Consider the following 14533-nt stretch of genomic DNA (forward strand, 5'->3'; position numbering starts at 1 on the left):
ACGTTTCATATGACCTTTTACAATATAATACTTTTCACTATGCTAGTCAAACTACTAGAATTTTCGGAATTTTGAGCATGATATAATACCCTTAAGAAACTATTATATACGGAGGTGAGAATAATTACAATGTTTGTTCCATCTGCATTGAATCAAGTTAAAATTGCTATCGATACTTCCATTCAAATACTGAACCAATATACTGAAAGTGATTTGAAAATAAAGCCGATTGAATCAAAGCGGTCATTATTTGAAATGTGCACACATCTTTCCCTTATTTTCCATGCTGATTTACTCATATTAAATGGTATTACGGAAAAAGACTTACATACCTTTTATATAGAACAAACATCAGAAACAATTACTCAAATACAGCAAACGATGATACAAGGGTACGATTTACTTTCTAAAACTTTTTTATCCTGTTCCAATGAAGAATTAGCGGAAATTATGACTGCTTATTGGGGTATTTCTTACTCTCGATTCGAATGGTTGCTTGAAATCGTTGCACATTTTTATCATCATCGCGGGCAAATTCATATTTTATTATGTGAGCATATTAAAGATCCTAACATACCTTTATTTCAATAAAGGTATATTAGACGACATTAAACTTTTTTAAGGCAAATAAAATACCACCTTCACTCGCCTTCTTTGTAACGAAATCTGCTCTTGTTTTTAACTCTTCTCCACCATTCTCCATCGCAATTCCTAGTCCTACATACTGTAACATCTCAATATCATTTCCACCGTCACCAAAAGCAATTGCTTCTGATTTACAAATTTTCAGATGTTCCAATACCTTTTGAATTGCAGTTAGTTTCGATACTTTATTATCTTCCAACACATTCATAACGTAACCATGAAAACGTTCAAACGTAAGCATTGGATATCTTTTCAAAAATTTTTGAGTTTCTGATTCATCAGCATACAGACATACACAATAAACCTCTTCTAACAAGTTTCTGACTTTGTCAGGATACTGCTCTAAATTTAACGTTTCGTTTAGTGCTCGTATTACACGTTCATCTTTCGAGGCAACACCATTCATAGCAAATTCTTCTGTAAAATAAGAAACACTATGACCATGTAATTCAGCGAAATTTGAAATATCATGAACAATTTCACTTGAAAGTACCGATTTATGTATAACTTCTTCCCTACATTTTATATGTGCACCATTCGCAGAAATAAACGTGTTTATGCCCAGCTCTTTAAATTGTGAACATAAGCTATATGGTCTCCCGGTTGTAACAACTACGTGAATTTCTTTATCTATTAACCTTTGTATCGCTTCTTTTGTGCTTTCATGCATACTTCTATCAATCTCACTTAAAAGAGTACCATCCACATCGAAAAATACAACTTTGTACATATCCTCTTACATTCCCTCTAAATGATTTGTATCATTTATAAAATGAATAGTTTTCTGTTTATCCGTAAGTTCAATCAAACTAATTCCCGTATCTCCAATTTTAAAATAATAGTCCATGCTAATTGGCATTTGGAAAAACGCTCGTAAAATACTATTTATTACACCACCGTGTGCAACAATTGCAATTCGGTCATATGTATTCTCTGTCACGATTTTAGAAAAAATTCCTTCTATTCTCATTCTAAATTCAATAAATGATTCCCCGTTTTCAAAACGATCATGCAGAAATTTTGGCTCTGGATATTTTTTCGCTTCTTCAAATGATAGCCCTGCTTGTACCCCATTATTAAACTCCATTAATTCTTCTTCTAGTTGAATTGGGCACCCAATTCCTCCTGCTAATGTTTCACCAGTTTCGCGGGCACGTTTTAATGTGCTTGCCCAAATGAAATCTGGCGGGAAATCTGCTTTCACTTTCTGTACAAGTCTTTGCACTTGCTGTCTTCCCTTTTCTGTTAATTCAAAGTCAGCTCGCCCTTCATGTACATTTAAAATATCAGCTTCTGATTCACCGTGGCGTATTAATATTATTTGCATATTTCCCCTACTTCCTCATTTAATATTCACAAGATTCCATTATATCACATTCTTACCTTTCCATAACAAAAAGGAACGGTTTCCCGTTCCTCACCCATTCACTTTCTCCGCATTGTTCCAATAATATTTACTAAACGCTTCCGTCAACACATCAATTGTGTTATATAATTCATCTAATGTATTATCAACACCACCAACTTCAATTAACATCGCATTTTTAGATAAATCTTGATTATAAACGCCATTTCCATCTTTTTTATACTTTGGAAAGATTCCTCTGCTTAATCCGTAATAGTTTTCATCTAAATAACTATTGATTGCTCTTGCAATTTTTTCATTTTCAGCACGCCCTTCATTTTCCATCCCAATTATAAAATATAATCTTGCATACGATTTCCCGTTAATTACTTTTGTTGTTACCTTCTTCCGCTGATCATCACGGTGTATATCAATCGGAAACGCAATTTTATTATTTTGTGCTAATGTTTCTTTTACATATTCATGAGACGCTTTATATGATTGCGGCCATTTCCATTTTTTACTCGCTAATAAATCCCCCATATTCGTTTTATCATGAACTACCGGAATTCCTTGTCCTTCAAGTTGTTCTTTCATACGTTTCCCTAGTAAGGACACATTTACATCTGGACTTGATGGATCGGTAGCCCCTGGTAATAACGGAAAGAAAGATTCCCAGCTATGTGTATGATAAATATATACTGCACTTTCACCTTTTTTCGCTCCGTTCTTTTTCTGAACCGGATTATTCTTTTCAGCTTCTGTAACTTTATCTTTTGCTACTTCTCGCTCTTTCGTTACTTCTTCAATCGGTACACTAGATTCATTTGGGATATTCGTAAAGTTTGTCCCTTCCCCAGCTACGATAATGTTAGAGTAATACTTTGACATACCAGGCACTTCTTTACCGACAAACGTTCTTAAATCTTTAATTTTCAAATCCGTCGCAATCGAGAACATTAAATTTCCAAATGACTCCCTTTTATTCTGCTTAAAATAATCAAATCCGTAATAGCGATTCTCACTTTCTATCATTTGAACAAAACCTTGCATCGATACTTTTCCAAACCATTGATTCGCGTAATTCGATTTCATTGTATGTAAAAGCGACGTCAAAATCGACGCAATAATAATTATGACTAGTGCATATAGAAAGAGTAACGAGATTAGTTTCTTCCCATGTATACGGGTTGCATACTTCTTCACTGTATCACCTTCTTTATACATGGATATGTACAAGCCTTTCGTAATATACGCAAAAAAAAAAAGAGAAATGGCATCCCATTTCTCTTCCTCACTCTTATTGTTCTTTTTCTGTATCTGACGAAGGTAATTTCTTCGTTTGTTTCTCTTTAAAGATTTCCCCAATCGCCCCAAGAGTACCAAGTGTTTCAATTGCATTAGACGGAATAAAGACTTTATTCGCTGGTCCTTTTGCAACCTCAATCAATGATTCAAATGATTTATAAGCAAGTACGCGCTCATCTAAATCTGCTGCACGAAGTAACTCAATTCGATTTTGTTCTGCTTTTGCAATTTCCTCAATCGCTCTTGCTTCCCCTTGCGCTTCTAATTCTTTCGCTTCTCGTATACCTTCCGCTTCACGAATACGTGCTTCTTTATCCCCTTCAGCCATTAAAATTTTACTTTGTTTTTCCCCTTCAGCACGAAGGACTTTATCTTGTTTCGCTGCTTCAGCTTCTAAAATGATCGCACGTTTATTACGTTCTGCTTTCATTTGTTTTTCCATTGATACTTGCACATCTTTTGGTGGATTAATATCGACTATTTCGACACGCTCAATACGAACGCCCCATTTTTCTGTCGCTTCATCAAGTGCTAAACGAATTTCTGTTGAAATTTTTTCACGACCTGATAATGTTTCATCAAGCTCCATTTTACCAATAATTTGACGCATTGTTGCAGATGTAATATTACGAACACCATATTCATAGTTTGAAATACCATATGTCGCAAGCTCTGGTTCAACAATTTGATAGAAAATAATTGTATCAATTTCTACTTGTACATTATCTTTCGTTATTACCTTTTGTGGTGGTACATTCGTTTGTTGAATACGTAAATCGTGATATACACGAACGCGGTCTACAATTGGGATTAGAATATTTAATCCTGGGTGCATAATCCGTTGAAATTTACCAAACCTTTCAACGACCCCAACTTTTTGCTGAGAAATAATTTTAATTGTCAATGCAATAAATACAACGACAATCAATGCGAAAATAATCGTTAACGTTAATGCTACTGCCATATTTATTCACTCTCCTTTTTCACTTGTAAAATAGTACTATGCCTCTGTATAACAACGACTTTTTCTCCAGCATCAATAGGAGTATCCGAAATAGCTGTCCAAGTATCTCCATCCACTTTCACAATACCGTTCACTTCGCTTGTAATCGTTTGCATAACAATTCCCTTTTTACCAACAAGTTTATCTACTGTATCAGTAAAACCTTTTGCTTCTCGAAAGTTTTTAGAAATTCTTTTCGTAAAGAAAGTCAATGTTAAACTTACAATCGCCCCAACAACAACTTGTAAAAATAGTGCATCAGGAGCAAACAAAGCAATAAGACCTCCGACAACAGCTCCAATTCCAAGCCAAAGCATGTAAAACGTAATCGACAACATTTCTGCAATAAATAAAATACCCGCTATTATAAACCAAATCATCCATCCAGCCATATGCAACCCTCACTTTCTTTCTCATTTTCTATATGTATATGAAGAAAAGAATGGTTTATCCGCCCTTTCTCATAGAGGGGGCGTTTGCTACAAGCTATTATATGTATTCGCTGTTACAACAAGCATTAATAAAATGCTATATTAATATATTCTTCATTATACACGAAAATCCCTTTCAAAAAATGACAAAAAATTTAATTCTTTCAAAAATATAACTTACAGATTATAATAATTAAAATTAAAAGCAGTATTGATTTGAAAGGTGGTATTCTTATTGCCTAAACGTTCACTAACTTACTATTTGGGCTCCAAAATATGCATTACTCTCGCTGACATTGTATACATAATGATTATTACAACTCACATCTATATCACAACTAGATCAGCTACAATTACTGCTCTTTTTCCATTATTACAGGTTATCACAAATCTTATCGCGAACACCTCTGCACCACTTATAATGAATCGGTTTCCATCTTATTCATTGCTATATACTCTACAATGGATTAAAACAGCTCTTTTAATATTGTTAATGATATTATTTCCTATACTATCAACAAACATTTCTGCTCTTTTAACTTTTGTTATTTTCATTTCATTATGTAGTGGCTGGAGCGCTCCTCTACTATACGCCGTTATCCCGCGCTTAACACCACAAGAAAAATTAGTAAAAGTAAATAGTGTCTTTTCCTTTTCAACACAAATTATACAAGCCGCTGCATACTCATTTACAAGCATAATTGTTCTTCTCATTGGCGTTACTTCGACACTCATGATTAATAACATATTGATGATTTTCGGATGTATTACATTACACCTTTCATTACAATCTATACAAGCTGAACGAGTAGCAGAACCCACTTCTTCGAAAACTACTGCATTATTAGAAGGATGGAAACTGTTATTTCAACACCCGTCTCTGCGCATCGTTACAATTATGGACTTAATTGAAACTTTCGCAGGGACGATATGGATCGGTGCTATTACGATGGCATATGTAACGACTGTTCTTCATAAAGGCGAAGATTGGTGGGGATATATTAACACAAGTTATTACGTCGGCACATTAATTGGCGGGATATTAGCGTGGAAAATGAGTACATATATTCAAAAAAATTTAATACGCTCCATGGCGATAGGCTCTCTTATGTTTAGTATTCTTACATTTTTATATGGTATGACAAGTAGCGGATTTATTGCTCTATTTCTTTGTGTTCTAATGGGACCATGTTATCAAATTAGAGATATTTCTCAAACGACGGTTTTACAATCAAGCGTCACTCCTTCTTTATTATCGAAGATGTATACAGCTCATGGTGCACTTCTCTCGACAGCTTCTGGTCTTTCTATGCTTAGCGTTGGAATTATTACTGATATGTTCGGCGTTCGTACTATTTATATTATCGCCGCTTTTCTTATTTTATGTTCTGCTTGTTTATCCTTTAACTTATTAAAATATCAGAAGACGGAGCAGAAAGATATTTCACTTTAATCAATAAAACAAAAAGGACAGGAATTCCTGTCCTTTTTGTTTATTCTATTCATGACAAGTTGGGAATCTTCCTATGTTTTGTCGCTTGTTCAAAAGCATATGCTAGTTTAATTAATGCCCCTTCACTAAAAGCAGCACTTGCAAGAGTAATTCCAAAAGGCCTCCCATTATCCATATATCCCGCAGGCATTGCTATAGACGGATAACCTGCTTTCGCACATATAGTAGATCCTATATAAGAAGGGAACAGTATCGCATCAAGATTATATTTTTCCAATGCAAAATCAATACCTTGTTTTTGCGAAAAGTATATATCTTCTAATCTTGCCTTTAAATATTCAGGATTTCTTAACGTATTAGGAAAATCTTTTTTTCTTTCTAACTTAGTTTGTCCATATTTCAAAGCTCTTTCTGCTATGTTTTTATTAAACTCCATTAACTCCGAAATAGAATGTACTGGAATAGTAGAAGGTAATTTAGAAAGATAGTTATCTAAGCTATGCTTCAGTTCATAAAGCGGAACTCCCCAGCTCCATTCTCTATGAAAAGATGGAATATCAATATCTTCTACTATTGTCGCTCCCTTACTACGTAAAACTTGAATCGTTTCCTTAAACAATTTTTCATCGTATTCTCCAGATTCATAATAATCTTTTGGCGCATTGCTAAATACACCAATCTTAGCCCCCTTTAAACCGTTAGCATCAAGATAAGATGTATAATCTTGATATGCCATGCCTTCACTTTTATGAGTGGCTACATCCTTCTCATCCATCCCAGTTAGACTCCCTAGTAAAATAGCAGCATCTGTTACTGTTCTAGCAAATGGCCCAGCTGTATCTTGTGAATAAGTGAAAGGAATAATTCCACTACGACTAATTAACCCAACAGTCGGCTTAATACCTACAACCGAGTTTTGAACAGCTGGGCTCAAAATAGAAGCATCTGTCTCTGTTCCAACGGATAATACAGTAAAGTTAGCGGCAACTGCTATAGCAGACCCTGTACTTGAGCCACCAACGAACATATCATCCTTTCCTGTACCGTAAGGATTAATTGTTTGACCACCTCTAGCGCTATATCCAGCCCACATTTCAAAAGACATTGCATTTGCTAGTTCTGTCATATTTGTTTTACCTATTATAATTGAACCTGCTTCTCGAAGTTTTGTAACGAGAAATGCATCTTCACTACTTATATTTTGTTCTAGGGCAATCGTACCAGCACTTGTATGCATCGAGTCATTCGTTTCAATATTATCCTTAAGTAAAACAGGTATACCATGTAATGGACCTCTTACACCTTTTGTCTTTCTTTCATAATCTAACGCTTCTGCAATAAAGATAGCATCTGGATTGATTTCTAAAATAGAATTGATTTTCGGTCCATCTTGGTCATACTTTGCGATTCTATGAAGATAATACATGACTAGTTCTTTTGAAGTTAACTTCCCAGCTTCCATTTCCTTTTGAATATCATGAATTGTTAATTCTTTTTGCAGTAGGGTATTGAACTGAATTTCCATTTTCATTCTCCTTTTATAAGCCCTTTTATATATGACGTATGTCTATTACTTTTTCATTTTCTCCGCTCCTCGTATTAACAACTACTATCCCTATACAGGAATTCAACTCACCAGTTTAAAAACCTTTAATTTCCAGAGAAATACAAAGAGTCTGAAACGAATACAATATCGCCTCAGACCCTTTTTATTATTTTACATATACCTCTTCTAACAAATGTAAAAACTCGCCTTGTTTACCTGCTAATTCAGGGCATTTGTTAATATCAACCCACTCATAACAAAATACTAAACCTTTGTCTTCCTCACCAGCACTCACTATATGCTCCCACGTATCTTTCACATCTGTTAATAATGAAATGTGGAAAAAATGACGTTTTTGATATTCCTTTTTTTCTTTCACAAAAATAATGTAATCGGAAAGGAAGCGCTCGATACAAAAATGGCGTAGTCCTGACTCTTCTTGTACTTCACGTAAAATTGCTGCCTCTAACGTTTGGCCTTCATCTACTGTCCCGCCTGGCACTTGGATACCAGCCTCTCGTATATCACGATGTTTAAAAACGAGTAGTTGCATAACCCCTTCTTTTTCTCTCGTAATATATGCATGTACCTTTTTCTTATATAACATCGTCATCTTAGCCCTCTCCCCTCAATTCATTACTGCGTTACTTCTTCAATCGTCAGTTGGTTTTCATATAAATATGTAGCTTGCGGATTCCCAACATACCGTACATGCCACGGTTCATAACGATAACCGGTAATCCCTTCTTTCTCTTTCGTATATCGAATAACAAAACCAAATTTATGGGCATTTTCAGAAAGCCACTTTCCTTCTTTCGTCTCCCCAAAAACAGTTTCTAGCTGAAATTTAGCAGATTGAGATGTAATATCCATAGCTAGTCCTGTTTGATGTTCACTCGTACCAGGGACTGCACTAGACATCGCTGTCTTTGCTTCTCCATCTTGTCTTTTATACATCGTATTTAATGCTTTTTGTCGATCAAAAGATCTAAATCCAGAGACTGCAAAAAGGAAAATCCGCTCCTTATTGGCTTGCTGAAACATTTCCTCAAGTGCCGCCGCTGCCTCTTTCCTCATCTTTTTCTTCTCTTGATCACCTTCACTAGAGTAACGTACTTTCGGAACAACTAAATCTGGCGGTCTATACCCATCTGGTAAACGCCTATTTTTATTCACAAGTACAAGCATCGAATTTGGATTACTAATGACTGCGATATCCCCATCCATATTAGCAATCGTTTCTTTAGCTTTCGGAAATATATTATTTACATTTACTTCCTTCGCCTCTTGATCCTTGTACATCTTATAATTTATTCCTGCTACTCCAATGATCAGTATCATCGCTACGATACCAAGTAGTGCCCATCTTTTTTTCATATAACGACCTCTTATTTTAATAATTTGGCCATTTCATACTCATCGACACCTTTTCCATCGATGATAAGAGCAGATTTTTTGACACCTTCTTGTTCAAATCCAATTTTGCTATATAGTGCCTGAGCTCTTGTATTGTGGGCCATTACCGTTAATTCTAAACGCCATACATCATGTAATCTTGCCCACTTCTCTACTTCTTTAAACAAACTCGTTCCAATACCTCGGCCACTATACTCTTGCAAAATACCAATTACAATGCCTGCCACATGTCTCTTTCTTTGAACATCATTACCATTGGCTAAAATAAATCCAACTACTCTATCATCTTCAACTGCTACAAATATTGTTGCATATTCATTTTCTATAAAACGGTGGACCATCTTTTCTTGTTGCTCTACTGTGATTTTTCTTTCCCCTGGTTCGTATAACATAAATTTCGTTTCTTCGTCTAACTGCTTACTTAATTGTAAAAATGATGCTGCATCTTCTACTCTAATCTCTCGTATCACCTTGATCCCCTACCCATTCTGTTAGTTAAAAATTTTCCTTGTAAAAAGATTTTCTCCACTATTCCGAAAATTCCTTTTTAAATTTCTTACTATAAATAGACAAATTTCGATATCAATATAATAATAGGGAATTTTGTCTATAATGTGACATTTATTTCTACCTATAGATTATGAACAAACAAACAAATAAACGTAAGCTTCTTGCTTACGTTTATCCCGTATTAACGGGTAGCCTGATTCGTAAGGGCTACTAATCAGTAGAATGAGCACTCACCGATCAAATTTTCGCTTTATCCATTCACTTTTTCAGCTTGCCAAAAATATTCTCCAAATGCTTTAGCAAGTACATCAATTGATCGATTTAATTCTTCCTCTGTATTATCTACCCCGCCAACTTCAATTAATATCGCTTGTCCTGATAGGTCTTGATTGTAGACTCCATTTCCTGTTTGGAATCCTTTTTGAATTACACCACGGCTCATTCCCGGATATTTCTTACTAATCGTCTCATGTAACGCAGTTGCTAATTGTAAGTTTTTTTCATAGTTTTTGTTACCTTTCCCAATTACAAAAGCAAGCTTTGCATATGATTTATCTCCAATTGTTTTTGTCGTGACATTTTTCCGTGCACTATCACGGTGCAAATCGAAAAAATATTGGAGTTCTTTATTACCAGCCATCGCTTCTTGTACAATTTCTCGTGACAGTTTATAAGAACTATTACTATTTAATCCTTTACTTATTAATTTTTGACCAACATCAGTTTTATCGTTAGTAGCACCGATCCCTTCACTTTCTAACTGTTCTCGCAATCGATCGCCAACTATTGAAATATTCGTTACAGAACTCGTTGCTTTATTTGGATTTGGATCATTCGTTAAGTTAAGTAACGGCAAATAAGATTCCCAGCTATGTGAATGATAAATCAATGCAACTTGTCTTTTTCCAGTCGTTTGAGCTGGTTGTTTCTTCTCTTTATTCGGATCAGGCTTAGGAACTTGTCCAGCTTCTCCAGTCCGTTCCTTCACTACTTCTTCAAGAGGAACACTCGATTCTATCGGTAAGTTGGAATAATTTGTTCCTTCACCTGCTATAACGATTTCTGTCTCATATTTCCCAAATCCCGGAAGTTCTTTCCCGACAAAACTACGTACATCATCAAAACGAATATTCGTAGCCATCGAAAAGAGGAATGAAGAAATAGAAAAGTCTTGATTCAAATTCCGGTACTCCTGTGTAAAATAATGATTCTCTTTCCCAATAACGTACATGTAACCATTCATTGATAACTCATTTAACCAATTATATAAATACGTTGACTTTGTCTCTTTCATGGAAGTTACCATTACACTAATAAGAAAGAAAGTCGCTAATACCGTAGTAATAATAAATATAATTAACTTGCGTACACTTGTTAATTTCACGTAAAAAAAGCCTCGATTCATACTATCACCCTCTCTATTTCAAGTTATGTACAAGCTCTAGAGAATAGACCGCTTAAATTCCGGCTATATTGTTAATGAGGTGAAATGAATTGAAGCTACTAATAGGAACATTACCGATCGTCTTATCATTTATTTTTTATTTGTTTGCTTTACATCCTAAAATTCGTATTGTGCTACATATTTCCGCATACTTAGCACTGTATGTACTCGGGACAATTATTTCTATTAATATATATGATGTTTTAATACAAAATTTAGTTTTCATGACAAGCATTCATGGAATTTTACTGAATCCATTTTTCCTTATTGCAGGAGCGTATATAGGAACATACACTTTATACTTACTTTTGTCTTACATTATTACAAATATAAAAAATGGAGCGTAATGAAATGCAACCACCGTTCATCTGTCATAAATGTAAAAAAAGAATAACGAGAAGGAAAGATCTTATTACCTCTACATGGCATTTCCGCTTTTATTTGTTTCACAACACTTGTTTCAAAAATCAGCAATTATTTGTCTCACGTTTTATTCCTATAAATACACTCTTTGGTTTCTTTCTTATTACATATGGGCTTATTGCTGGCAGCATTCTAATGTTCACGGAGCCCTCTATCAATTGGCTTATTTTTTTGCTTCCTATTTTATATCGGTTTCTTTCCTATTATTACGTTGAACGTTTTTTCTGTAAATAACTAGTAGATTGACCTCTAGGAATGCTTAAACACTCCCATTCATTTTCTTTTAACATTTTACCAATGTAAATGATTTGTCCAATATGTAAAGCATAATGAGAAATTTGCCTTTCGATCGCTTGCATGACAGTGTGTTCTTCTCCGCGAATGTATACTTTCTGCAAAATCTGCTCTGCTGTTAAAGTATCCATCGTTTTAAAGACATACTCCCACCCTTCTTGCCACGCAGCAAGCGCTTCTTGTTTTGAATTGTACCCACCTTCAAATTCACCATCTCGGTTACGATCTATTTTTTCGCCATCAGACGTTAAAAATTCCGTCCATCTTGAACGCATATTACCATGTAAATGTTTAATAATAATCGCGATACTATTTGTCTCTTCATAAGCAGACCACATTATCTGTTCATAAGATAATTGAGAAAGTACACGTTCTCCTTGTTTTTGTGTTGCCTTGAAATTCGAAATGGCACATTGTAAATATTCTCGTCCGATATCCATGTTTACCCCTACCTTCACACTAACTAATTTTCGTTCCATTTGGCAATTCCATATTAGGCTGAAGCAACACAACATCACCAGCTTCAGGAACTCCACCTAATACAAGCACTTCCGATTTAAATCCAGCTACACGCTTTGGCGGAAAATTTACAACAGCAACAATTTGCTGACCGATTAAATCTTCTGGGCCGTACCTTTTCGTAATTTGAGCACTGGACTGCTTGACCCCAAGCTCCCCAAAATCAATTTCTAGTTTAATCGCTGGCACTCTCGCTTCTTTAAATTCCTCTGCCTGTGTTACTGTTCCAATTCTTACATCAAAAGTTAAAAAATCTTCAAAATTAGCCATTTTATCATTCCTCCCAATTATTACTTAGACAAAACATAAAAATCCCCTTTTAAAAAAAGAAAGGCGCCTAAGCACCTTTCTTTTGTAATTCACTTAATTCATTTGATTTATAGAAGAAGAAACCGAGAATCCCGCCAATACATGATGGGATTAGCCATCCTATTCCTTCTTTATATAATGGTAACATTTGTAGCACATTAGAAATCGCATCAATTTTAATGTTCGCACTTTCTAAACCGTTAAAGAAACTAATTAACAACGCACCTAGAATAGCTCCAATATATATTGTATTACGCTTTCCAATCCATTTATGGAAATATGAAAGTACGATTAATACGATTGCAACTGGATAAATAATCATTAACACTGGTAAAGTGACTGCGATTAATTGTGTTAAACCTAAGTTAGATACAATTAAACTAAACACACATACCATTGTTACAATCGTTTTATGCGAAAGTTTTGGGAATACGTTTGTAAAGAAGCCCGCACAAGCAGATGTTAATCCAACAGAAGTTGTTAAACAAGCGAGTATAATAACAAGTCCTAATAAAATTTTACCACTTGTTCCATATAACTCATTTACAACATTCGTTAAAATAAGTCCACCATTCTCTGAGATCCCAAGTGATGTACTTGTTGAACCAAGATAAGCAAGTGATAAATAGATTAACGTTAAACCAAGTACAGCAATAATACCTGATACAATTGTTATTTTTGCAACTTGACTACTCTCTTTTATCCCTTTAGAGCGGATAACTTGTACAACGACAATTCCAAATACGAGCGCGCTAATTGCATCCATCGTTAAATATCCTTGAATAAATCCACCAAAGAAAGCATTTTCTTTGTATGCCGCTAGCGGTGCAGCTGGTTCTCCAATCGGATCAATAATTGCCTTTCCGACAATAACAGCAACAATCAATACTAACAATGGTGTAAGAAATTTCCCGAACCAATCCACTAATTTAGATGGATTTAATGATAAATACCACGTTATTCCGAAGAAAACTATAGTGAAAAGAAATAGCATGTACCACTCAGAAACCATTGCCTCTGATAGAAATGGCTTCATACCCATTTCAAATGAAACAGCTCCAGTACGCGGAATCGCGAAAAATGGTCCAATCGCTAAATAACTAATCAATGGGAAAATAAACGCAAATATAGGGTGAACTCTAGAAGATAGCGCTTTCAAGTCTCCCTCTACAAACGCGACAGCTGTTACAGCTAATAGGGGTAATCCGACTCCCGTTACAAGGAATCCAATTGTAGCAATCCAAACATTTTCTCCTGCTTGTTGACCTAAAACTGGCGGGAAAATTAAATTTCCTGCCCCTAAAAATAGTGCAAATAACATTAAACCAATCGCTACCGTATCACCTGGCCTTAAACGTCCCTTCATGCTTTTCATTTGCATAGCACTTTTTCATTGTTTATCTCTCTTTTCACAATATGCTATGCATCCTCCTCTCTGCTCAAGATGATAAAATATGCCCCTTACAAAGCAATGTCTTTCTCCATAATTTCTCCATTCCCCTTATTCTTACTCTAATTATTATTTTTTTATTTTTTTGAATATTCAAGTCATTAGAGTGTTATAACGTGGAGTTTAGTTGTCAGACCTCTTTGTTTTTATCACACATATAGTAACATATTTGGCTGAAAAATAAAAACATATTTTTAAATAGAATTTTTTGAAAATCAAAATTATCCACACATACCTCCTTTATTTATTTTATTACACAAATTTTTTTAGAAATTTACGATTTTTACATTTTATTATATTTGAATATTTTTATACGAAAGAAAGTAAAAGCCATCAAAAAATTGAAGTGACCCCATAAAGTTAGACTGATTATTTCATTAGGCAACCTTTTGGGCATGGGTCCGGTATTGTACTGGGCTCATGCCTTTTAGTTTTGC

The 14533-nt window shown here is 34.8% G+C and carries 17 protein-coding genes; 4 read left to right on the forward strand and 13 right to left on the reverse strand.

Annotated elements, in window-relative coordinates; translation table 11 throughout:
- The first annotated feature begins 129 nt into the window (after window positions 1-129).
- Window positions 130-591 (forward strand): DinB family protein, encoded by a 462-nt coding sequence (locus tag ABH957_RS19385; protein ID WP_404443154.1) that lies wholly within the window; start codon window positions 130-132, stop codon window positions 589-591.
- A 7-nt stretch (window positions 592-598) separates the two neighbouring features.
- Here ABH957_RS19385 and ABH957_RS19390 read toward each other — a convergent pair whose 3' ends face one another.
- The 5 genes from ABH957_RS19390 to ABH957_RS19410 all read right to left on the reverse strand — a co-directional run bounded on the left by ABH957_RS19390 (window position 599) and on the right by ABH957_RS19410 (window position 4693).
- Entirely contained in the window at window positions 599-1375 is a 777-nt protein-coding gene (locus tag ABH957_RS19390; RefSeq protein ID WP_404443157.1) for a Cof-type HAD-IIB family hydrolase, read from the reverse strand.
- Between the two features lie 6 nt (window positions 1376-1381).
- Window positions 1382-1972: a histidine phosphatase family protein gene (locus ABH957_RS19395; RefSeq protein WP_404443160.1), complete on the reverse strand. Its 591-nt coding sequence runs from the start codon at window positions 1970-1972 to the stop codon at window positions 1382-1384.
- Window positions 1973-2062: 90 nt separating this feature from the next.
- Window positions 2063-3217, reverse strand: coding sequence for a stage II sporulation protein P (gene spoIIP / locus ABH957_RS19400; protein WP_043313898.1), 1155 nt, complete (start codon window positions 3215-3217; stop codon window positions 2063-2065).
- A gap of 73 nt (window positions 3218-3290) precedes the next feature.
- The gene (locus tag ABH957_RS19405; RefSeq protein WP_002012471.1) at window positions 3291-4262 is read right to left on the reverse strand and encodes an SPFH domain-containing protein; all 972 of its coding nucleotides are present in this window, start codon (window positions 4260-4262) and stop codon (window positions 3291-3293) included.
- Between the two features lie 2 nt (window positions 4263-4264).
- Complete coding sequence (locus ABH957_RS19410; protein WP_404443164.1) at window positions 4265-4693, reverse strand: NfeD family protein; 429 nt, start codon at window positions 4691-4693, stop codon at window positions 4265-4267.
- Between the two features lie 274 nt (window positions 4694-4967).
- On the opposite strand from ABH957_RS19410, the gene ABH957_RS19415 reads away from it, so the two are divergent.
- Window positions 4968-6185: an MFS transporter gene (locus ABH957_RS19415; protein ID WP_002168568.1), complete on the forward strand. Its 1218-nt coding sequence runs from the start codon at window positions 4968-4970 to the stop codon at window positions 6183-6185.
- A gap of 49 nt (window positions 6186-6234) precedes the next feature.
- On the opposite strand, the gene ABH957_RS19420 is transcribed toward ABH957_RS19415, so the two are convergent.
- From ABH957_RS19420 to spoIIP (ABH957_RS19440), 5 genes are all read right to left on the reverse strand, one after another.
- Complete coding sequence (locus ABH957_RS19420; RefSeq protein ID WP_404443167.1) at window positions 6235-7710, reverse strand: amidase family protein; 1476 nt, start codon at window positions 7708-7710, stop codon at window positions 6235-6237.
- Window positions 7711-7897: 187 nt separating this feature from the next.
- Window positions 7898-8344, reverse strand: coding sequence for an NUDIX hydrolase (locus ABH957_RS19425; protein WP_404443170.1), 447 nt, complete (start codon window positions 8342-8344; stop codon window positions 7898-7900).
- Window positions 8345-8367: 23 nt separating this feature from the next.
- Window positions 8368-9108, reverse strand: a complete 741-nt coding sequence (locus tag ABH957_RS19430) for a M15 family metallopeptidase (RefSeq protein ID WP_219302082.1) — start codon at window positions 9106-9108, stop codon at window positions 8368-8370.
- A gap of 11 nt (window positions 9109-9119) precedes the next feature.
- Entirely contained in the window at window positions 9120-9617 is a 498-nt protein-coding gene (locus ABH957_RS19435) for a GNAT family N-acetyltransferase (protein ID WP_404443173.1), read from the reverse strand.
- A 290-nt stretch (window positions 9618-9907) separates the two neighbouring features.
- Window positions 9908-11062: a stage II sporulation protein SpoIIP gene (gene spoIIP, locus ABH957_RS19440; protein WP_404443176.1), complete on the reverse strand. Its 1155-nt coding sequence runs from the start codon at window positions 11060-11062 to the stop codon at window positions 9908-9910.
- A gap of 89 nt (window positions 11063-11151) precedes the next feature.
- Between spoIIP (ABH957_RS19440) and ABH957_RS19445 the strand changes: the two genes are divergently transcribed.
- Together ABH957_RS19445 and ABH957_RS19450 are read left to right on the forward strand one after the other, a co-directional pair.
- Window positions 11152-11448 carry a hypothetical protein gene (locus ABH957_RS19445; RefSeq protein WP_002012463.1) on the forward strand — a complete coding sequence of 99 codons (297 nt, stop codon included), beginning with the start codon at window positions 11152-11154 and terminating at the stop codon, window positions 11446-11448.
- Window positions 11449-11452: 4 nt separating this feature from the next.
- Window positions 11453-11758 carry a permease gene (locus ABH957_RS19450; protein WP_078178819.1) on the forward strand — a complete coding sequence of 102 codons (306 nt, stop codon included), beginning with the start codon at window positions 11453-11455 and terminating at the stop codon, window positions 11756-11758.
- On the opposite strand, the gene ABH957_RS19455 is transcribed toward ABH957_RS19450, so the two are convergent.
- From ABH957_RS19455 to brnQ4, 3 genes are all read right to left on the reverse strand, one after another.
- Window positions 11731-12297, reverse strand: a complete 567-nt coding sequence (locus ABH957_RS19455; protein ID WP_002165929.1) for a DUF1572 domain-containing protein — start codon at window positions 12295-12297, stop codon at window positions 11731-11733. The two genes, ABH957_RS19450 and ABH957_RS19455, sit on opposite strands and share 28 nt — an antisense overlap.
- Entirely contained in the window at window positions 12278-12607 is a 330-nt protein-coding gene (gene csaA / locus ABH957_RS19460; RefSeq protein WP_404443180.1) for a chaperone CsaA, read from the reverse strand. Before csaA ends, ABH957_RS19455 begins: the two co-directional genes overlap by 20 nt.
- A gap of 67 nt (window positions 12608-12674) precedes the next feature.
- Entirely contained in the window at window positions 12675-14012 is a 1338-nt protein-coding gene (gene brnQ4 / locus ABH957_RS19465; protein WP_404443183.1) for a branched-chain amino acid transport system II carrier protein BrnQ4, read from the reverse strand.
- Window positions 14013-14533 lie beyond the last annotated feature (521 nt).

This window comes from Bacillus sp. RC242, assembly GCF_044908245.1.
In the GTDB taxonomy this organism is placed as follows: Bacteria; Bacillota; Bacilli; order Bacillales; family Bacillaceae_G; genus Bacillus_A; species Bacillus_A mycoides.

Bases quoted from the DNA above. Each gene is read 5' to 3' on its own strand.
- ABH957_RS19385 (WP_404443154.1), top strand. From the start codon at position 130: ATGTTTGTTCCATCTGCATTGAATCAAGTTAAAATTGCTATCGATACT.
- ABH957_RS19390 (WP_404443157.1), bottom strand. From the start codon at position 1,375: ATGTACAAAGTTGTATTTTTCGATGTGGATGGTACTCTTTTAAGTGAG.
- ABH957_RS19395 (WP_404443160.1), bottom strand. From the start codon at position 1,972: ATGCAAATAATATTAATACGCCACGGTGAATCAGAAGCTGATATTTTA.
- spoIIP (WP_043313898.1), bottom strand. From the start codon at position 3,217: ATGTATAAAGAAGGTGATACAGTGAAGAAGTATGCAACCCGTATACAT.
- ABH957_RS19405 (WP_002012471.1), bottom strand. From the start codon at position 4,262: ATGGCAGTAGCATTAACGTTAACGATTATTTTCGCATTGATTGTCGTT.
- ABH957_RS19410 (WP_404443164.1), bottom strand. From the start codon at position 4,693: ATGGCTGGATGGATGATTTGGTTTATAATAGCGGGTATTTTATTTATT.
- ABH957_RS19420 (WP_404443167.1), bottom strand. From the start codon at position 7,710: ATGGAAATTCAGTTCAATACCCTACTGCAAAAAGAATTAACAATTCAT.
- ABH957_RS19425 (WP_404443170.1), bottom strand. From the start codon at position 8,344: ATGACGATGTTATATAAGAAAAAGGTACATGCATATATTACGAGAGAA.
- ABH957_RS19430 (WP_219302082.1), bottom strand. From the start codon at position 9,108: ATGAAAAAAAGATGGGCACTACTTGGTATCGTAGCGATGATACTGATC.
- spoIIP (WP_404443176.1), bottom strand. From the start codon at position 11,062: ATGAATCGAGGCTTTTTTTACGTGAAATTAACAAGTGTACGCAAGTTA.
- ABH957_RS19450 (WP_078178819.1), top strand. From the start codon at position 11,453: ATGCAACCACCGTTCATCTGTCATAAATGTAAAAAAAGAATAACGAGA.
- ABH957_RS19455 (WP_002165929.1), bottom strand. From the start codon at position 12,297: ATGGAACGAAAATTAGTTAGTGTGAAGGTAGGGGTAAACATGGATATC.
- csaA (WP_404443180.1), bottom strand. From the start codon at position 12,607: ATGGCTAATTTTGAAGATTTTTTAACTTTTGATGTAAGAATTGGAACA.
- brnQ4 (WP_404443183.1), bottom strand. From the start codon at position 14,012: ATGAAGGGACGTTTAAGGCCAGGTGATACGGTAGCGATTGGTTTAATG.